The following is an 18,744-nucleotide window of genomic DNA, read 5'->3' on the forward strand; positions in this document are numbered from 1 at the left end:
TTTGAAAAGGGAGATTTGAAAATAAAACGACAAGATAACGAAAAAAGATTGAACTATTTAATAGGTAGCACTGTCTAATGAGTAGAGAGGAGTGAGGGCGATGGATGAACAGGCAATTGTAAAACGCGCGATAGCTGGGGACGAATCAGCGTTTATGCAGTTACTTAGGCAATATGAACAGACGATGTATCGCATGGCCTATGCCTATATGAAAAATGAGCATGATGCAATTGAAGCGGTGCAGGAGGCGACATATAGAAGCTTGAAAAAGATACATACCCTAAAGGAACCAGCCTATTTTGGCACATGGCTTGTCCGGATTTTACTTAATATTTGTCATGATATGCGCGAAAAAAATCGTCGCTTTGACTTGCAGAAAGATATAGAAATTAGTGGCGAGGCACCAAATCATACTCGCTTTGAAATAACTGATGCTATTGCAAAGCTAACAAAGGAGCAGCAAGAACTCATTTTCCTAAAGTACTTTCAAGATTATAAAAATCAAGATATTGCCTCGCTGCAAAATATTCCTGAAGGTACAGTGAAATCGAGATTGCATACGGCCTTAAAGAAACTCAAACTATATTTTACGGAGAAGGGGGAGCTGTAGATGAAGCCGTTAGAGGATAAGGATTATGAAGCTTTAGTAAGGGAGTTAGCCAGTATCGATGTGCCACAGGAACGACTAGCAGCAACACGCACTGAAAGCTTGCTTCGTCATCAACAAGAAAAACGTATACGTAGGCGTGCTTGGAAAAGTGTGGTGGTTGCGGCACTACTTGTGCTCGTATTTGTGACATCAATTCGTGTATCCCCCGCATTCGCAAGTGCTGTTTCTAAAATTCCCGGCTTTGCTCCACTTGTCCATATGATTACGTACGATAAAGGGGTATCAGATATTATCGATAATGACTATTACGAAGAAATCGGGACGACGCAATCGAAGAACGGTTTAACATTTACATTGCACGGCGTAATTGCTGATGAATCGGGAATGATTTTATCGTATACATTATCTGCACCGTTTAATTTACAGAAGTTAGATACGAAGAACGTGGATCTGCGCCGTAATGGAGAAGCATTAGAGGTTGGGATAGGGTATAGCTGGTATCGTGAAAAAGAAACGAAATTAATTGAAGAGAAAATTGAAATTACTGCTGGCGAGAATCCTATAGATTATCAGGATGCACAGTTTGAATTTCACATTCAATTGGCAGATGCAAATAAGACAGAATTTACGATTCCATTTACATTGAAGAAACCAATTGCGAAGACCAAAAACTATGAAATCAATGAAGGAATGAGCTTTGAGGGACAAAACATTACTGTTAAATCCATTTCAATTTCGCCACTGCGCACAGGTATTGTGATAGCTATTGATCCTGATAACGACATGCGTATTTTAGGCTTTGATGATTTACGCTTACTTGATGAAAATAGCGAAGAATGGAGCACGATTACGAATGGCCTAACAGCAACAGGGAATTTGATGGATGGTGAAGCTACTTATTTTATGCAAAGTAATTATTTTAGAGAGCCGAAAAAGCTCTCATTACAGGTAGGCGAGGTGAAAGCCTTGCCAAAGGGAGAGGACTTTATTGAAGTTGATTTTGTGAAAAATAGAGTTTTATATCAACCATTGTTACCTGGTTTAAAGGTACAACTGAAAAATGGGTTTCTTACAGTAATATCGCCAACAGCGTATAAAAATAAAATGATTGGTATGATGGGAACAGCGATTGATGCTAATGGCCAAACGGTTTATTCCCAAATGACTAATAGTTCACATGGGCCGGAAGAGTGGGAAATCGAGGAGACAACTAGTTATAAGTTTAATGATGTCGAGAATCCTGTCCGCATTTATTTTTCACATTATGAAAACTTTTTAGATGGAATCCAAACGATTAATATCCCTCTAAAATAAAAAGCAAGGGCTATCTCAAACGTGAATGCTGAGATAGCCCTTGTCATATTTTTTACGCTCCAGATTCAGGAGTGAATGAACGGCTTGCAAGCTGTTCATCTAACATAAAGATTGCATTGGAATCGTTTTCGATGCGTTCAATTTTGTGAATTAATGTATCGAAAGTGGCTTCTTCTTCCACTTGCTCATCGATGAACCATTTTAAAAAGGCCATTGTCGCATGTTCACGTTCATCTAACGCGATGTCTGATAAATTATAAATACGGCGCGTCACTTCTTTTTCATGGGAAAGTGCTGTTTTGAAAGTATTTAAAATAGAATCGAAGTCATTTCCTGGGTTGTCAAAGCCTTGAACTGTTGCACGATAGCCCATGTCGCTTAGAAAATTATAAAATTTCATCGCATGGAAACGCTCTTCTTCAGCCTGTACTAAAAAGAAGTTGGCAAACCCGTCATATGCTTCGGCTGTGCAATGCGCTGCCATTGCCAGATAAGCATGTGCAGAGTAAAACTCGAAATTCATTTGATCGTTTAATGCTGCATGTAGTTTTTCAGATAACATAAAAGTATTCCTCCCTTTACAATAAATACCGTATACTTACTCTTTTAGTATACAGCGAATAGAGGGAGTGGTACAAAAAAATCTGTTTTTCATAGGAAATATTGCAAAAAAGGTTGATATTGTTTCTCAGTTAGAGAAGTTAAGTGAATTCATTTTTCAACCGCCAAATAACTTCTAATAGATTGGTAAATAGATTAATGAAATCTAAATAAAGATTTAACGCCATTCTAACAACCTGCTCATCTGATACGTAATTATGACGAATTTGGTTAAAGTCATACACGGTGTAGACACTGAAAAGTAGAACGGTAATAGCGGCTAAAATGAGTGCAAACATATTGCTTACGGGTACGAACGTAAAAATAAGTGAGAATACAATGACAACAATTAGCACTGTAAATAAATAGCTTCCCCAATTAGATATGTCCGCACTCATTAACGTTCCAATGAGCGCCAGTATAATGAAAGTAACAACAGTTGCTCCAAATACGAGTAAAACTAACTCTTTCCCTAGTTCCCAAATGAAAAATTGCGTGATCCAAAATAATAAAATGCCCATTAAAAATGGAATCGTGTACATGATGGAATTGGCAAGCTTTACACTTCGTACAAAGCAGGTAATGATGAGGAGTACTAGACAAACAATTGATAATGGCATAACAATTGAAGGGGGTAACAGTGTTGCAATAAACATACCGACCACAGTTAATACCCACATGAAGGCAAAATGTTTTAAAATCCTATTTAGGTTTCGATTGCGTCTGGTAAGTGCCATTTGCATAATCCTTTCTCTTGTGAATTATCTTCCTAGTATGTATACGAATAAGAGTGTAAAAAGATTCTAGATTAATTGTATTTTCTTGCTGATTATTGTAGTTTACTGTGATAAACGACAGAGTAGTGAAACTCTTTAAGTATTATTTCGTATAGTAATTAACATACGAAAGGGGAGTTGTTGTGTTTGACTTTATACTTTGAAGAGTATGGGGCGTTAGAAGCACCACTTTTAGTATTTATTCATGGAGGCGGAGTAGGCGGTTGGATGTGGGAGGAACAGATAAAGTTCTTTCAGGATTATCATTGCTTAGTGCCCACTTTGCCAGAGCACGGCATACAGAAGGGAGGCAGTCAATTTTCGATTAGAGAAAGTGCAAAACGATTAAATGACTTAATCGTAGAAAAAGCGAACGGACAAAAAATAAATGTTGTTGGATTTTCACTAGGTGCTCAAATAGTAGTAGAAATGCTAAGTTTGCAACCTACACTTATTGATAAGGCGATGATTAATAGTGCTCTTACGCGACCAATTGCTCTGCCTAAGAGTATTCTTAAATCCACAGTGAAGCTTACATACCCGCTCATCAAGTACAAAACATTTGCAAAAATGCAGGCAAAAACACTATTTATCCCACCACATTTATTTAATCGTTATTATGAAGAAAGTTGTGCAGTGACTCCAGAGAGCCTCATTCGTGTAATGCAAGAAAATATGAATTTCAAAATACCTGAAGCCTTTCCTAAAGTCAAAAGTAAAATGCTTGTGACAGTTGGTGAGAGGGAGAGGGGAGTTATGAAAAATTCTGCACATGATTTAGTCATGTCTAATGCTAATTGCCATAAAATCGTGTGGCCGGATATAGGGCATGGGATATCTTTAAAAGAACCTAGCATATTCAATGATGTACTTTTAAATTGGCTACGTAATGAAGTAGTATAAAAAAATCGCCAAGACTTTACGTCATGGCGATTTTTTTTATGCATATTTAAGCGTGTTTCTTTTGATTTTTTACTCCGATTAAGTAGCCACCAAGAGCAATTGCAAGTAAGACAATCCAGAAAGTCGTTTTCCACAATGTTGAGTGTGGGAAATCGTGTGGAATGATACCTAGTTTTTCATGCGCTAACGCAAGTACTGCAAGTTTTACTCCAACCCAGCCAACGATTAAAAAGGCAGCTGTTTCAAGTGATGGGAATTTGTCTAGAACTTTTACGAACCAACGTGCTGCAAAACGCATCATAATAACGCCGATTAGCCCACCTAAGAACATAACACTGAATTGACCGGCATTAATGCCACCGATATCAAAGTTACCTAAATGCGGTAGTGTTACTGCAATAGCTACAGCAGCTAAAATGGAATCGACCGCAAACGCGATGTCGGCCAATTCAACTTTTACAACCGTCATCCAGAAACCAGATTTTTTCTTAGGTTCCTTAATTTCATCAGGTTCATTATTCCCCTTAAAGGTGTCGTATAAATGCTTACCTGACATGATTAATAAGTATGCTGCACCAATTGCTTGGATTTGCCAGAAGTTCACTAGTATTGTAATTAAGAATAGAGCAGCGAAGCGGAAAACGAATGCCCCAACTAACCCGTATAATAATGCTTTTTGTTGTTGCTCTTTCGGTAAATGTTTGACCATAACAGCCATTACAACAGCATTATCTGCTGCTAGTAAGCCTTCAAGAACGATTAATACGACAAGTACCCATGCGTATTCTAATAATATTGCTTCCAAATTTTTTCCTCCTTTAAACAAATGGTAGAAAAAGAACATGCCTCTTTAATACAATTTCCCCTATTTTAGACAAAAGAAAAAGACCCATGCCTAATAAATAGGCAAAGGTCTTGCTAAGCAAATATTTATCTGTTATCTAGACAAATATTTTGTACCTGTCGCTACGCTTTCGGTACAGAAACCATGTACACTGTGGCGTACATGGTTTTGCTATCACACCCGATGGCATAAGCCATGTAATGACGGATGTGAAACCAGATGCATCGATCGCATCTGCTAGCTACTCCCCCTTGACAAAAATGTCAAAAGATATTCTGTTCTACTTATTAGGATTATAGCATGCGTATAGTATAAAGTAAATAAAAAGTAATTATTATATAGGGAAAATAATTAGTCGAATCAATCAAACTAGTGGTATTATTGATGGTAAATGATATTTTCTCTCAACTAGAAAGGAGTCTCAAATGTATAAAAAGTTTTTTTCTTATTATAAGCCGCATAAACGATTATTTGCTATTGATTTTTCAAGTGCCATTATCGTTGCGATTTTAGAGCTAGCTTTCCCGCTAGCTGTTCAGTGGTTTATCGATGAACTACTACCTTCGGGTGAGTGGGGTATGATTGTTAAAGTTAGTGTCCTTTTATTATTTGTGTATTTATTAAGCACAGTATTGAATTTCATTGTCAATTATTTGGGACATAAGCTTGGGATTAATATTGAAACGGATATGCGGCAGGAGTTGTTTAATCACGTACAACGTCAGTCGTTCCGTTTCTTCGATAATACGAAAACGGGTCATATTATGAGTCGTATTACAAATGATTTATTTGATATTGGTGAATTTGCGCATCATGGCCCAGAGGATCTGTTTATTGCCATTATGACGTTTGTCGGGGCATTTGCCATTATGTTCAATGTAAATCCAACGCTGGCACTTATTGCAGCTATCATAGTGCCGTTTTTAACATGGCTTGTCACATTTAGTAATGTGAAAATGAACAAGGCTTGGAAAACAATGTACGGCAAAATTGCTGATGTAAACGGTCGTGTGGAAGATAGCGTTTCGGGTGTACGTGTTGTTCAATCTTTTACAAATGAAACGTTTGAAATGGAACGTTTCCGTGAGCAAAATGGCTATTTCCGTACAGCAAAATTATATGCCTATAAAATAATGGCAGGTACTCATTCGAGTATTTATATGATGACGCGTCTATTAACACTAGTTGTGCTTGTAGTTGGCGCATGGTTAAGCTTTAATGGGAAATTGTCATATGGAGAGCTAGTAAGTTTTGTGTTGTATACGAATGTACTCATTAAGCCTATCGATAAAATTAGTGCCCTACTTGAGCTATATCCAAAAGGAATGGCTGGCTTTAAGCGTTTCCGTGAACTGATTGAGCAGGAACCAGAAGTACAAGATCGTGAAGGGGCAAAATCAGTCACACATTTATGTGGGGATATCGTCTTTAGGAACGTTGATTTTAGCTATGATGATACAAAACATGTCTTAAAAGATGTTTCACTAGATGTTCGTGCAGGGCAAACAATCGCATTCGTTGGACCTTCTGGCGCAGGGAAGACGACTATTTGTTCACTTATTCCTAGATTTTATGATGTGAGTGGGGGAGCAATTACAATTGACGGTATCGATGTGCGAGATATGACACAAGCGTCACTTCGCGCTCAAATTGGAATCGTGCAGCAGGATGTCTTCTTATTTACGGGAACCATTCGCGAAAATATTGCTTACGGGCGTTTAGATGCTAGTGAGGAAGAAATTGTCGAAGCGGCGAAAAAAGCGCATTTAGAGGCGTTTATTGCAGAGCTACCTGATGGCTATGAGACACAAATTGGTGAGCGTGGTTTGAAATTATCGGGCGGGCAAAAGCAACGACTAGCCATTGCACGCATGTTTTTAAAAAATCCACCGATTCTAATTTTGGACGAGGCTACATCTGCACTCGATACCGAAACAGAAATGATTATTCAGCAGTCATTAACGGAGCTTGCTGAAAATCGCACAACACTTGTTATTGCGCATCGTTTAGCAACAATACGTAATGCTGACCGGGTACTTGTTGTTACACCGAACGGCATTGAAGAGGACGGCACATATGATGAACTTGTCGCTCAAAATGGACTATTTGCGAAATTGCATCATATTCAATTTCGTAAAAGTGAAGGGGAAAAGCAAGAAATAGATTTTGTTAAAAATTAACGGCAATTGGTCGGTTGGGATGTAGGGCATACATGAAATCTCCGAATGGCCTATAAGATTCAAAAATGGCACTGTCTCATATAAGTTGAGACAGTGCCATTTTTTTAATGAATGTATTCGTTACTTACAAGGACATCTTGTAATACTTCTGTTGGGATTTCAAATTCCACAACGCCCATATAGCCTGGGGCAACTTCGTATTTGTCGAAGGAAATCACGAGCTTTCCTTTATCGGTAATGTAGAACTTTTGTTCAGCATCAATGGCTGTGAAATCGAAAAATAAATCTTCGTCGGCAATACCTGCACCTTTGACCCAGTATGTTTTTTCTTGATTTGATTCAATCATTTCTGCACGCATCTGTTCTTTGATATTTTCGCTAATAACGTTAATATAGGCGTCGTCTTTAAAGAGCATTGGAAGGCTCAATAAAATCTCATTTTTCTTATCAATTGTGTCGTATTGCATGACTGTAGAAGAAGAGCCGACTGTCTCTACCACGTAGCGTCCAATTGATAAGATTTGGTCGTTATCTGTTTTGATTTCATAGCCACTGTCGACACCTAAATGTCCGCCGCCATTCTCTTTTAAATCACCGACGTCTGCGATAAATTCTTCGTAAAGAGCTTTGCCTTCAGCACGGTACTGTTCATTTAACGTATTTGCTAACTCTTTATTATCTAGATTTTCAATGGCAGGAACTTTAATATTCGCATCGTATGTTTCCTCAGACACCTCATATTCTGTCCACGTTAACACTTTTACGACGCTTCCAACAACAGGGATGTCTGCAAGTGTTCGCGCCATTGCTGGGCTAATATTTAAACTAGCTGTAAAGAGCATTGCCGCAGCTGCTGTCCCGAGTAGCCACTGAGGTGAGCGACGTTTCTTTTTCTTTCCTTGCTTTAACGCATTTTCCACGATAAAGTCTAATTCCTTTGGTATTGGCGTATTATCATATTGTTTTTGTAAATCCTTTAATTTCTTATCATTCATGTTTCATTTCTCCTTCTGTATCTTGCAGTTGGATTTTAAGTATTTTTAACGCTTTATAAAGGCGCGATTTGGTCGTGCTAAGCTTAATGCCAAGTATGTCCGCCACATCAGCGAGTTTTAAATCCTCGAAATAATGCAAAATGACGATTTCACGGTACATTTGCGGCAGTTCAGCTAAAGCATGTTCTAAGTCGACGTTTTCGTATTTGTCCTCTTGTGCGGGGGTTAAGTGATGAAGTGTTTCATCATCCGTGACTTGTAGACGTTTATGCTTGCGTAAAAAATCGATGGCCGTACGCACGACGATTTTGTAAAACCAACTTTTCATATAATCGACTTTTTCGATGTTGTTGAGCGCAATCATGGCTTTTTGAATGCTGTCCTGTACGACATCGAGTGCATCTTGCTCGTTTTTCGTATAGCTATAAGCTAGCAAATAAAAACGTTCCTTATTTTCACGTATGAACTGGACAAACACCTCTTCGTGTTGAAATGCATTTCTGGTTTTCATGCTAAAAGAAGCTCCTTTTTAACAATTTCTTTTGTATACAATTATTAGACGTACGAAAGGGGTGGAAAAGTTTATCCCAATAAAAAAATCTTACCCAACTAACAGGTAAGATTTACGAATTCACGAAAAATAATCATATGTATTTTTCACAAGTAATAAAATTGTGACGACGATAAATAGCTTACGGACATAGCTACTACCACGTTTAATGGCGAATTTAGAACCGACAATGGCTCCAGCAATTTGTGCAAGTCCCATGGGTAGACCATAAGCATAATTGATTTGCCCTAAGTACATAAACATCAAAAGAGCAGCAATATTACTGCCGAAGTTTAAAAACTTGGCATTGCCTGCGGATTTTAAAAAGTCAAAGCCGACCATTAAAAAGGCGAAGAGTAAAAACGAGCCTGTTCCAGGACCTAAAAAGCCGTCATAAAAGCCAATTAACGTAATAGCAACGATAAACAGTACATAACGTTTGGGTGTGAGCTTTTTATAGGTAGAAACGCCACCCCAGTCTTTTTTGAGAATCGTATAAACCGCTACAGCTGCTAACATGATCAGCATTAACGGCTTTAGGACGCTGGGATCTAGTAAATGGACAATCCAGGCGCCAATCATGGAGCCGATGAATACAAATGGGAAAAGCTTGTAGACGGATTTAATATCTAGTTTGCCCGAGCGGTAAAACGTGATGGTACTCGTTAGTGACCCCATCGTACCGGCTAGTTTATTTGTGGCTACGGCCGTTGAAGGGGGAAGTCCAACAAACATAAGAGCTGGGAGTGAAATCAAGCCCCCCCCACCAACGACGGAATCAATAAAAGCCGCTAAAAAGCCAAAAAGAAGGAGTATAAGTAAAATGTTTAAATCTAAATCAAATGGCAAAACAGGTCATCTCTTTTCTCGTTGTAATAATTTGATAGTATCGGAACGAGGAGAGGCTGTAAATAGGCTACGTAAGATTTTTACTAATGGATATTTGCTAGTTCATCGTGTAAAGCAGGTCTTTTTGGGTACTGCTTTTTTAATTGTGTAATAATTGATGCCACTTCTTCTGTGAAACCAAGGTTTTTAAAATTTTGTAATGTTTTGCGAAGTGCCTGATAATGACCGCGATTAGAAGCGGTACTTGCCTCCTTTGTGAGTTTTTGCATAAACAAAGCTTTTACGTCTTCACGATAATCCTGTATTAAATATCTGGCGTAGTTTTCTAAAAACTCAGGATGTTTTTTGCAATAACGCAGTAGTACTGCCCATTGTTGTTCTTCAATCATTTTGATTGCATACCAGAAAGGATAGCTTGGCATTTCGTCGAAGGACAGGAGTAAATCTTGGAGTATTTCGGGCCACTCATCGTTACTATACAGCGTTTTGAGCGCTTCATAAAATTCCATACTGCCCTCTACGGCAAGTGGAAAAGCAATTGCCCGCATCGCTTGCTTGTTGCCTAGTGCTTTATGTGCTTGATAGGCGTATTCCTCCCATTTTTGGCGAAGATATCTATCATTAAAATCGATTTCAACGCCCTCTGCACAAAGTGATAATACCTGCTCATGATTTTGTTGCTCGATATAATGCAAAATAACGGTTTCTCGCATATCAGGATTATCGGGGTGTGCCTGTAAATGAGTGAGCATATCCTCTTCTTCTGCCCACTGCATCAACGCTTGAAGCTGTAAATTTTCAATTTTATTTTGATAATGGTCGCTAAGTGTAAGTGTTGCTAAATAGTCTTGTAAGCGCTGTGCGAAGATAGGGTCCTGACAAAAAGGTAAGGCTTGCTCAAGTAGTGTAAGCTTAGCATCCGTTTCATCCTCAAAAATAGGGAGCTTTGACATTTCCACTAGATGCTCGAAATAGTGTCCCTGCTCATCTAGAGACCATATGTTTAATCCATCCACAAGGGCAATTTCTAAACATGCTAAGCTTTCGGCGAGTATTTCGTCTAACATGTCGTGATACTCAGATATCTCCAGAAGCTCTGTTGTTTTTTCGTAGCACAATATGGCTATCTTATACGCCGTACCGTACTGTTTTTCTGTGATACAACCATGTGCAGTATCGAGTGCTTGCTCAATACAATGAAGGGCATCTGGTACTTCATTCCAAGCTAAATAACCTTTGCGGTGTACCTTTTGGAGTGAATAGGTGATTGTTTCTTGTGCTTGCGTATAAGGATCGATTTTTTTCGGAGTTGTTAAAAATCGCTGCATCAATTGCTGTTGGAGTTTGGTATTTTTTTGTGCAAGCTCTAGTAGAAAGGCGAGTAAGTCTTCTTTTGATTGCTCGTTTAATACGATTTCTAGTGGTAAAGAGGACATTTCCTTTTTAGGCTCCTGTTGTAACGCATAAAATACCGCGACTTCATGTTTGCAATAAGGTCCGTCATATGGACAATCGCAAGAAGAGCTGACAATCTCATCAGTATCGGCTAGTTGAACCTCTACGTCATATGAATCACTACCAGTGACTTCGGCCTGCCATTCTGTACTTGTTCGATGTATTAAAGCGATCACATGACCGTTTTTAAAATAGCTTTTTCCGCGTTTTACTATTGTACTAGAAATATATTTGTCAAAGTTTTGTAAGTTCATCGGCCGCCTCTCTTTCTTATTCCTTATTTTATCGAAAATAGCGAAAGAACACGAATTATATAAAAGCGTTTATTTTCTGGTTTGGGTGTAAAATATTCTGTTTAATCCATGTATTTTAATGATATTATGTAGAAAATGGTGTTTTTTACGCAAAGGGGACGTGATGACATTGAGTTTAGGAAATCATTTTAGAGTATTTATGTGCGTTGTGTTTATGGGGGTACTTGTAGGCTATGTGTATACAGCGAAAAAGGATGTTACCGACAACGTGTATATTGACACGGTAAAAGGTGGTCACTTAACTGGATTTTCAGAGGTAACTGTTCGGGATGCGTTTAATCATGCGCTGACAGAGCCTTATTGGCGTTACTATAAGGCAAAGACCGGTCAGCATGTAGTGGAATTATCGGGGGGGATTTCACATTCAGGGGAAAAAGGACGTGCTGTTATACAGTTTATCGTTGAGGGAGAGTCTACTGTTTTTACATTGGGTGCTATGAAATTTAATGAAGTCGTACAGGATGTTGAACAGAAGTGGACACTTATTGGTAATGTCTATGACACATGGCATGCGAGGCAATTAGTTTATCAATAGTTGCTTTTACTTTTGAAAAAAGTTTTCTTATATTACAGTAGAAGGGAGGATATACATATCTAGAAAGGGTGTTTTACATGAGATTAAGTATTTTAGATCAAATCCCTGTACCTAAAGGACAAACTGCAGCGGAAGCGATGCAGCGCACAGAGCAATTAGCGATGATAGGGGAGGAACTGGGCTTTCATCGTATGTGGCTAGCGGAGCACCATAATACACAGTCTCTTGCTAGTTCAGCGCCAGAAATTACAGCTGCTTTTTTAGCGGCGAAAACAAAGCGACTGCGTATTGGGACAGGCGGTGTGATGATGATGCATTATTCACCGTATAAGCTAGCAGAAGTTTTTAAAACATTAAGTGCGCTTGCACCAGATCGTATTGATTTTGGCGTAGGACGTGCCCCTGGTGGAGATCATCCTGCCATTTATGCACTGGCCGAGGGGCGTCGCCAACGTATGACCGAGCAGTATGACAAGCTTGAAATTATTTTGAAGCTGATGAACGAACAAAAAACAGGTGAATATGTATACGATCAAGTCGTTGCCTCTCCAACGAATATCAAGCTTCCCGAGGCATGGTTACTTGGCTCTAGTGGTCAAAGTGCGATGCAGGCAGGGCAGTTAGGTGTCGGTTATTCCTATGCACAGTTTTTCACAGGCAATATGTCGAAGGATATTTTTGATGCGTATAGAGCTTATTTTACGCCTTCTTATTATATGGAAAAGCCACAAATACTTGTGACATATGCCGCAACAGTCGCGGAGACACTAGAAGAAGCGGAGTATTTGGCTAAGCCTATTGATATTACTCGTTTACAGCTCATGAAGGGGCAACTTATTCAGTCGATTTCACCTGAAGAAGCAAAAGATTACCCATTAACAGAAATGGATAAGTTGGCGATTGATAATAATCGTAAAGCCCATCTTGTTGGTACAGCAAAGGAAGTCGCATCGTTTTTACAAGCTGAACAAGTGCAATATGGCTTTGATGAAGTCATGTTGAACTGCAATCTTTATTCGCAGGAAAGCCGCTTGAATTGTTACAAGCTACTGGCGAAGGAATTACTATGATAAATGGCTACCCAATGCTTCGGCGTTTGGTAGTTTTTTACTGATAATACGTACTGTATCACTATACTGTGGTGGATAAAGTATGTTGATAATTATTTTTAACAGGTGTATTGATTGTAGGGGAGCGACCCCTTTTGCTCGCGGAAATCAACTTCCCACTTTAATAGCAATGGTGAAAATTTGTTAATCAACACGCCTGATGTTTTCTATTAAGATATTGGATTAGGTCTATACTGTCATTAGATACAACAATAGAAAATCCGCCGTTACCATAACGAATACAAGCTTGAATTTGCTATACGACCTTAAAACTTCTGTTATGCTTACGTTAAGCAACTATTTTTTAAATGAAAATGAGGGTGACTTATGAAAGCATATATACTAAAACTAACATTTGAAGACATGGAGTCGACTGTCTGGCGACGTGTTATTTTACCGGCCGGCGCGACATTTAATCGATTACATGAGCTGATTCAGCGTGTAACGAACTTTCAAAGTGAATGGACGGATATAGCAATTCATTCATTTGCGATTGAACTAGAGGATGTTTTTATTACTGATAATGACGGGATTCATGAGGAATCGACAGATAAAAAATTTGCGGGAAAAACACTTCGACGACCAGCAAGTCTCAAAATTGATGCTTATATAGAAAAGTACGGCGCATTTGACTATGAATATGATTTTGGTGATAGCTGGCGTATTCATATTGAGCTTGAGGAAACGGTGGAAGATTATTATTTCGGCTATCCAACACTACTGGCTGGCGAAGGCACGGCCCCACCAGAAGATGTAGGTGGTGTACCAGGCTATGCCCATTTTTTAAATATCTATCATGATCCTACACACCCAGATTATTTAGAAATGCATAAGTGGGCGGAGAGCCAAAAGTATGAGCCGCTTGATATTGACTGGACGAATCAAATGCTCAAACATATGAGTTACAAGAAGAATGAATGGGCACATATTCATCACGAGCGTTATAAAATTATTTCAGATAAGTATCGAGGCACGGACTTTATCGATGTAGAAAAGATTATGAATAAGGACCTAATTTCAGAGTATATCATTGCTTGTGTAAGTCTATACGGTATTGTGTCATTTTCAAAATTTAGAGAGATTTATAATGAGCAAAATGGGGCCAGCTTAACAACGAATCAATTATCGGCACTGCTTGATACACCAGATTTCAAACTATATTTAGAAAAAGGGCATGTTTATACAAAATATCATAATTTTGTACACGAGACTGTTAAGGTTTTCGATGATTTTGAACGTCTATCAGCGGAGGCTTTTGGGAAACCTTATTATGTACCTGCACAAGACGAATTGCTCAATTACTGTGATGGATTTTTTATTGAACGTACACCACAACAAGAGCAATTACGTGATATGTTAGCGAAGGACTTTTTTAAAGGTGATTTTTCCTTGGCAGAGCAGGAAATATATGAACTCGTCTCCACTATTCAAGCATTAGGAAACAATTTGAATCACGTCATCGAGAGTTTCTCAACTAGATTAGATTTTAAGGATACGCAGCAATTAAATCGTTATTTGCCCGTTGTGATTGGTATTATGAATACAACGCGTATTAGGGAAAATCGTGGTCATACACCGCATGAACTTGCTCAGATGGGGAGTGGTGGTCAACCACTTTCAGCTATGCCAGTCAGTATGGTGAACGGTAGGACGTAACGATCCGTGTCCCTGTGGTAGTGGTGAGAAATACAAGAAGTGCTGTGGGAAATAAAACAGGAGCCATGTTATTATTGCTGAACATGGCTCCTGTTTGAGGTTCTATAGATCTGTTAGGTCGTACATAAGGGATTTTATTGACATGATTTGCAGAGTTATCGGAATATTTTTTTGATTTTTTGCTATAGTTTATAGTGTTATAAGAATCATTTTAATATTTATCGACCCCGCTAAGTTGAAAGGGACAAATAACAAAATTGAACTCATCTAAAGCAGTAGTTTTGACATCTAAAATAATACCAATTTTTATGATGGATTTTGTTTTTCTTTTTAGAAATTAGAGGTTATTGAACTCTTAATATTGCTTATCTTATATAGTAATTCTATTCGATTTCGGGCTTCGAATTTTTGGAATAAATTTTGCAAATGCTTTTTTACAGTATTTTCGCTAATGAACAGCTGCCTAGCAATTTCATAATTTTTTTTCCCTTTTGCAATTTCAATAACTATTTCTTCTTCTCTATTGGTCAGAGTAGTTAATGGACTTCTTGCTAGTGCTGTAGATTGTAGATTGAAAATAAAACCATTTTCTATCATTTGGATAAGGAAATTTAGTTTTGTATAATCATTTTGATTAAAATTTAATTCATCGTTTTCACGCAGTAGTCCAATAACTCCGGCATATACGTTATCGACTTGGATATATATAGCCATCTCATCTCTTACATTATACTTGCTCATGAATAAATTATGATAATCAGAGTTTAAATACTCTTTCTCTGACACATTATTTGTGATACTTTGTATGGCTTGTGTATGTTTAATGTTTTTTGGATGCAACGGATCATGTTTCTGAAAATACTGGAAATACTCTCGGATTAAAGATTCTTCTATATTAAATAAAATAGGATTCACTAGATTCTTTTGATCGTCAACTAACCAAAATAATGATGACTTAAAACCTAATTTTTCATACAGTATGTTTAGCACATCGTAGCGATATGTTTCTAGATTTTGATTAATTTGTATTTTTGCTAAAGATTGAACTGTATTTAATAATTCTTTAGATTCTTGAATAGTTAGATTCACGAAAAAACAGTCCTCCTTGTCGAAATATACTCGTTAATGAATATATTCTCTTTCTTTAAAGATTATCCTTTCGGGTAATACGAATTAATTTTCTTTGTTTGTATACTGAGAAGAACAAGGAGGAGATGTGTGATGAATCTTGGGGAGTTTACAAATTACGATGGATTGGGTTTAGCTGAACTTGTGAAAAATAAGGATGTATTACCAGTAGAATTACTGGAACTTTCAATCAAAACGGTCACGGAATTAAATCCAGAGTTAAATGCAGTTGTAAAAACGTTTGAAGAAGTTGCTTTGGAGGAAATTAAACAGGGGTTGCCGAGTGGCGCTTTTGAAGGTGTGCCGTTCCTAATTAAAGAATTGGTTCTACATGCAAAAAATGTACCGCATAGTATGGGCAGTAGAGTTGCCGAAAATTCGGTATTTCCAGTTGACAGTGAACTGATGAAACGTTTTAGACAAGCAGGTTTTGTCACATTTGGTACGACAACAACACCTGAATTTGGTTATAATGCAGCAACAGAGGCTGTATTATATGGACCAACTCGAAACCCTTGGGATTTAAATCATAGCCCTGGTGGATCAAGCGGTGGCTCCGCGGCTTCGGTTGCGGCAGGGATAGTGCCTATTGCACACGCAAATGATGGTGGGGGATCCATTCGTATTCCAGCAGCTTGTAGTGGGCTTGTTGGACTAAAACCTACTAGGGGACGTATTCCGGCTGGACCGTTTAATAGCGAACCGCTAAATGGTATTGCAATTGAATTTGCGGTGACAAAGACGGTGAGAGATACAGCGCATTTACTAGATGCTGTAAGTGGTCCAGACATCGGTTGCTACGGCTCGCCTGCAAATCCTGAAATAGCCTATAAAAATGTGCTAGATGTTCCTGTTCGCCCATTGAAAATAGCATGGACAGCAAAACCAAATTCAGGTGCACCAGTGGATGAGGAGTGTGTAAAAGCACTCTATGAAACTGTTCAATTATGCCGGGATTTAGGGCATGTTGTAGTAGAGGCTTCACCGCAATACGAGCAAGAGCCATTTGCTAATGCAACGTTAAATATATGGACGGCGAATATTTATAAAATGATTGAAGGTGCAGCGAGCTTAACTGGTAAAACACCTTCTGAGAAAAATATTGAAGCGGCAATCTGGCAATGCTATCAATATGGGAAGGAATTAAAAGCTTCGGAGTTATTAGAGGCGATTAATACAAATGCAATGGTATCAAGACAAGTCGGAGGATTCTTTACGGATTACGACATCTTATTATCGCCAACTTTGGCAACTTTACCAGCAAAAATTGGCGAGTTAAATGCCAATAATTCATCTATTAATGCCCGAGAATGGACTGAACAAATTTTCACGTATGCGCCATTTACGAATTTATTTAACGCAACGGGTCAGCCTTCAATTTCATTACCATTGAAGATGAGTAGTGCTGGTTTACCTATTGGCATGCAGTTTACAGGTAGATTCGCTGATGAAGCTACATTACTTCAATTAGCGGCGCAATTAGAACAAGCCTTACCATGGAAAAATCGCAAACCAGCCGTACATGGATCAAATATTTTAGAAAACCAATTGAAATAGAGGGAATTTAAAGCTTGCATATAGCAAGTTTATATATGTATGAACAACCCCCAGCGAAAAGGGATGCTGGGGGTTGTTGTTTATATTTTCGCCGAGCCACTAACAAAAGCGGCGTCTTTATAGTACATATTTTTCACAAGAACATTCGGCCCTAAGCATTTAACGGCTGGACAGTGGCAATTTAGTGATTTCGCTAAATCAGTAGCCATCCATTTATCGAAAACTGCTGGGAGTTCGTCGTTCTTAATATTTCCCAGTGCTGGTGTGTCACCAAAGTCCGTGACAATGACGTCACCTGTAAAAATATTAATGTTAAGGCGAGAGCGACCATCTGGATCATTTCGCAGTGTGACGTTTTTCGCCGTACGTAGTCGTTTTAACAGCTTTTGATCTTCCTCGTTTGTACTGCATGGATAGAATGGCAATGTACCAAAGAGCATCCATGTGTTTTCGTCACGTACATCAAGTAGATGATGAATGGCTTCTCGTGTTTCTTCTAGACTTAAAGAAGTCAAACTTGAGGCAAAATCTGATGGGTACATTGGATGTACCTCATGTCGCGCACATTTCATGTCGTTGATGATTTGGTTATGGATATGCTCTAAATAAGGCAATGTTTTTTTGTTGAGCATCGTTTCTGCCGATACCATGACACCGTGCTCAGCTAACATACGAGAGTTATCAATCATGCGTTGGAAAAGGGCAGCGCGTTGTTCATAGGTTGGTTTACGGTCCATCATGGCAAAACCTGTTTCGACAAATTCATCGACTGTGCCCCAGTTATGTGAAATATGTAGCACATCTAAATATGGTGCAATGAGTAAATAGCGTTCTGGCTCCATTGTTAAGTTGGAATTGATTTGTGTACGTACGCCACGTGCATGTGCGTATTTTAATAAAGGTAGTACATAATTTTGTACGGATTTTTTGCTCATCATCGGCTCGCCGCCTGTAATGCTGAGTGTTTTCAAGTGTGGAATTTCATCAAGACGTTTCGTGATTAAGTCCATAGGCAGTGCCTCAGGATCCTTATTTTGCAATGTATAGCCGACTGCACAGTGAGCGCAGCGCATATTGCAAAGGTTAGTCGTTGTAAATTCAATATTCGATAGAGTCATTTGTCCATGTTGTTCAACATCTAAATACGCTTCCCATGGATCAAAGACAGGCGTAAGTTTTTGTAACGTCGTCATAATTCGTACATCTTCCTTTCTAGCATACTATTCTCTCATATTCAGCGCTTTTTTTAAATATGAAACCCTTGGAAGGGCTGATTTTGTACTAGGCGAACATTTTTTATGCGTCTATAAGGTAATCATATGCTCATTTTCTATATATTTTCACGAGTAAGGGATTCATCATTTCTTGT

17 protein-coding genes are annotated in these 18,744 nt (G+C 38.5%); 8 read left to right on the forward strand and 9 right to left on the reverse strand.

Annotated features, from left to right (window positions below):
• The first annotated feature begins 100 nt into the window (after window positions 1–100).
• Window positions 101–610, forward strand: a complete 510-nt coding sequence (locus AEA09_RS06780; protein WP_053583114.1) for a sigma-70 family RNA polymerase sigma factor — start codon at window positions 101–103, stop codon at window positions 608–610.
• Window positions 611–1,924 carry a DUF4179 domain-containing protein gene (locus AEA09_RS06785; RefSeq protein WP_053583115.1) on the forward strand — a complete coding sequence of 438 codons (1,314 nt, stop codon included), beginning with the start codon at window positions 611–613 and terminating at the stop codon, window positions 1,922–1,924.
• 52 nt (window positions 1,925–1,976) lie between these two features.
• Here AEA09_RS06785 and AEA09_RS06790 read toward each other — a convergent pair whose 3' ends face one another.
• A complete protein-coding gene (locus AEA09_RS06790; RefSeq protein ID WP_053583116.1) occupies window positions 1,977–2,486 on the reverse strand; it encodes a ferritin in 510 nt (169 codons plus the stop codon).
• A gap of 139 nt (window positions 2,487–2,625) precedes the next feature.
• Window positions 2,626–3,267 carry a Bax inhibitor-1/YccA family protein gene (locus tag AEA09_RS06795; RefSeq protein WP_053583117.1) on the reverse strand — a complete coding sequence of 214 codons (642 nt, stop codon included), beginning with the start codon at window positions 3,265–3,267 and terminating at the stop codon, window positions 2,626–2,628.
• A 180-nt stretch (window positions 3,268–3,447) separates the two neighbouring features.
• Here AEA09_RS06795 and AEA09_RS06800 point away from each other — a divergent pair, with 180 nt between their 5' ends.
• Window positions 3,448–4,203, forward strand: a complete 756-nt coding sequence (locus AEA09_RS06800; protein WP_053583118.1) for an alpha/beta fold hydrolase — start codon at window positions 3,448–3,450, stop codon at window positions 4,201–4,203.
• Between the two features lie 46 nt (window positions 4,204–4,249).
• Here the strand turns inward: AEA09_RS06800 and AEA09_RS06805 are convergent, their stop codons facing one another.
• Window positions 4,250–5,008 (reverse strand): TerC family protein, encoded by a 759-nt coding sequence (locus tag AEA09_RS06805; RefSeq protein WP_053583119.1) that lies wholly within the window; start codon window positions 5,006–5,008, stop codon window positions 4,250–4,252.
• Between the two features lie 464 nt (window positions 5,009–5,472).
• On the opposite strand from AEA09_RS06805, the gene AEA09_RS06810 reads away from it, so the two are divergent.
• Window positions 5,473–7,227, forward strand: a complete 1,755-nt coding sequence (locus tag AEA09_RS06810) for an ABC transporter ATP-binding protein (RefSeq protein WP_053583120.1) — start codon at window positions 5,473–5,475, stop codon at window positions 7,225–7,227.
• A gap of 104 nt (window positions 7,228–7,331) precedes the next feature.
• Here AEA09_RS06810 and rsiV read toward each other — a convergent pair whose 3' ends face one another.
• The 4 genes from rsiV to AEA09_RS06830 form a co-directional block, all read right to left on the reverse strand.
• Window positions 7,332–8,222: an anti-sigma-V factor RsiV gene (rsiV, locus tag AEA09_RS06815; RefSeq protein WP_053583121.1), complete on the reverse strand. Its 891-nt coding sequence runs from the start codon at window positions 8,220–8,222 to the stop codon at window positions 7,332–7,334.
• Window positions 8,215–8,733 (reverse strand): RNA polymerase sigma factor SigV, encoded by a 519-nt coding sequence (locus tag AEA09_RS06820; RefSeq protein ID WP_053583122.1) that lies wholly within the window; start codon window positions 8,731–8,733, stop codon window positions 8,215–8,217. The genes rsiV and AEA09_RS06820 overlap by 8 nt, the downstream gene beginning before the upstream one ends.
• A gap of 120 nt (window positions 8,734–8,853) precedes the next feature.
• Window positions 8,854–9,621: a TSUP family transporter gene (locus tag AEA09_RS06825; protein ID WP_053583123.1), complete on the reverse strand. Its 768-nt coding sequence runs from the start codon at window positions 9,619–9,621 to the stop codon at window positions 8,854–8,856.
• An 83-nt stretch (window positions 9,622–9,704) separates the two neighbouring features.
• Window positions 9,705–11,330 carry an SWIM zinc finger family protein gene (locus AEA09_RS06830; RefSeq protein WP_053583124.1) on the reverse strand — a complete coding sequence of 542 codons (1,626 nt, stop codon included), beginning with the start codon at window positions 11,328–11,330 and terminating at the stop codon, window positions 9,705–9,707.
• 163 nt (window positions 11,331–11,493) lie between these two features.
• Here AEA09_RS06830 and AEA09_RS06835 point away from each other — a divergent pair, with 163 nt between their 5' ends.
• From AEA09_RS06835 to AEA09_RS06845, 3 genes are all read left to right on the forward strand, one after another.
• Window positions 11,494–11,925, forward strand: coding sequence for a hypothetical protein (locus AEA09_RS06835; RefSeq protein WP_245622802.1), 432 nt, complete (start codon window positions 11,494–11,496; stop codon window positions 11,923–11,925).
• Between the two features lie 77 nt (window positions 11,926–12,002).
• On the forward strand, window positions 12,003–12,995 hold the full coding sequence (locus AEA09_RS06840) for an LLM class flavin-dependent oxidoreductase (protein ID WP_053583125.1): 993 nt from the start codon (window positions 12,003–12,005) through the stop codon (window positions 12,993–12,995).
• 366 nt (window positions 12,996–13,361) lie between these two features.
• Window positions 13,362–14,690, forward strand: a complete 1,329-nt coding sequence (locus AEA09_RS06845) for a plasmid pRiA4b ORF-3 family protein (RefSeq protein ID WP_053583126.1) — start codon at window positions 13,362–13,364, stop codon at window positions 14,688–14,690.
• Window positions 14,691–15,020: 330 nt separating this feature from the next.
• Here the strand turns inward: AEA09_RS06845 and AEA09_RS20440 are convergent, their stop codons facing one another.
• Window positions 15,021–15,779, reverse strand: a complete 759-nt coding sequence (locus AEA09_RS20440; RefSeq protein WP_053583127.1) for a response regulator transcription factor — start codon at window positions 15,777–15,779, stop codon at window positions 15,021–15,023.
• A gap of 132 nt (window positions 15,780–15,911) precedes the next feature.
• On the opposite strand from AEA09_RS20440, the gene AEA09_RS06855 reads away from it, so the two are divergent.
• Complete coding sequence (locus AEA09_RS06855; protein WP_053583128.1) at window positions 15,912–17,375, forward strand: amidase; 1,464 nt, start codon at window positions 15,912–15,914, stop codon at window positions 17,373–17,375.
• Window positions 17,376–17,455: 80 nt separating this feature from the next.
• Here AEA09_RS06855 and yfkAB read toward each other — a convergent pair whose 3' ends face one another.
• On the reverse strand, window positions 17,456–18,568 hold the full coding sequence (gene yfkAB / locus AEA09_RS06860) for a radical SAM/CxCxxxxC motif protein YfkAB (protein WP_053583129.1): 1,113 nt from the start codon (window positions 18,566–18,568) through the stop codon (window positions 17,456–17,458).
• Between the last annotated feature and the right edge of the window lie 176 nt (window positions 18,569–18,744).

It is taken from the genome of Lysinibacillus contaminans (assembly GCF_001278945.1).
GTDB lineage: Bacteria > Bacillota > Bacilli > Bacillales_A > Planococcaceae > Lysinibacillus > Lysinibacillus contaminans.

What these genes read in the sequence shown, in the direction of transcription:
- AEA09_RS06810 (WP_053583120.1), top strand. Translation starts at nt 5,473, where the DNA reads ATGTATAAAAAGTTTTTTTCTTATTATAAGCCGCATAAACGATTATTT.
- AEA09_RS06855 (WP_053583128.1), top strand. Translation starts at nt 15,912, where the DNA reads ATGAATCTTGGGGAGTTTACAAATTACGATGGATTGGGTTTAGCTGAA.
- yfkAB (WP_053583129.1), bottom strand. Translation starts at nt 18,568, where the DNA reads ATGACGACGTTACAAAAACTTACGCCTGTCTTTGATCCATGGGAAGCG.
- AEA09_RS06820 (WP_053583122.1), bottom strand. Translation starts at nt 8,733, where the DNA reads ATGAAAACCAGAAATGCATTTCAACACGAAGAGGTGTTTGTCCAGTTC.
- AEA09_RS06840 (WP_053583125.1), top strand. Translation starts at nt 12,003, where the DNA reads ATGAGATTAAGTATTTTAGATCAAATCCCTGTACCTAAAGGACAAACT.
- AEA09_RS06830 (WP_053583124.1), bottom strand. Translation starts at nt 11,330, where the DNA reads ATGAACTTACAAAACTTTGACAAATATATTTCTAGTACAATAGTAAAA.
- AEA09_RS06845 (WP_053583126.1), top strand. Translation starts at nt 13,362, where the DNA reads ATGAAAGCATATATACTAAAACTAACATTTGAAGACATGGAGTCGACT.
- rsiV (WP_053583121.1), bottom strand. Translation starts at nt 8,222, where the DNA reads ATGAATGATAAGAAATTAAAGGATTTACAAAAACAATATGATAATACG.
- AEA09_RS06785 (WP_053583115.1), top strand. Translation starts at nt 611, where the DNA reads ATGAAGCCGTTAGAGGATAAGGATTATGAAGCTTTAGTAAGGGAGTTA.
- AEA09_RS06780 (WP_053583114.1), top strand. Translation starts at nt 101, where the DNA reads ATGGATGAACAGGCAATTGTAAAACGCGCGATAGCTGGGGACGAATCA.
- AEA09_RS06835 (WP_245622802.1), top strand. Translation starts at nt 11,494, where the DNA reads ATGACATTGAGTTTAGGAAATCATTTTAGAGTATTTATGTGCGTTGTG.
- AEA09_RS06790 (WP_053583116.1), bottom strand. Translation starts at nt 2,486, where the DNA reads ATGTTATCTGAAAAACTACATGCAGCATTAAACGATCAAATGAATTTC.
- AEA09_RS06795 (WP_053583117.1), bottom strand. Translation starts at nt 3,267, where the DNA reads ATGCAAATGGCACTTACCAGACGCAATCGAAACCTAAATAGGATTTTA.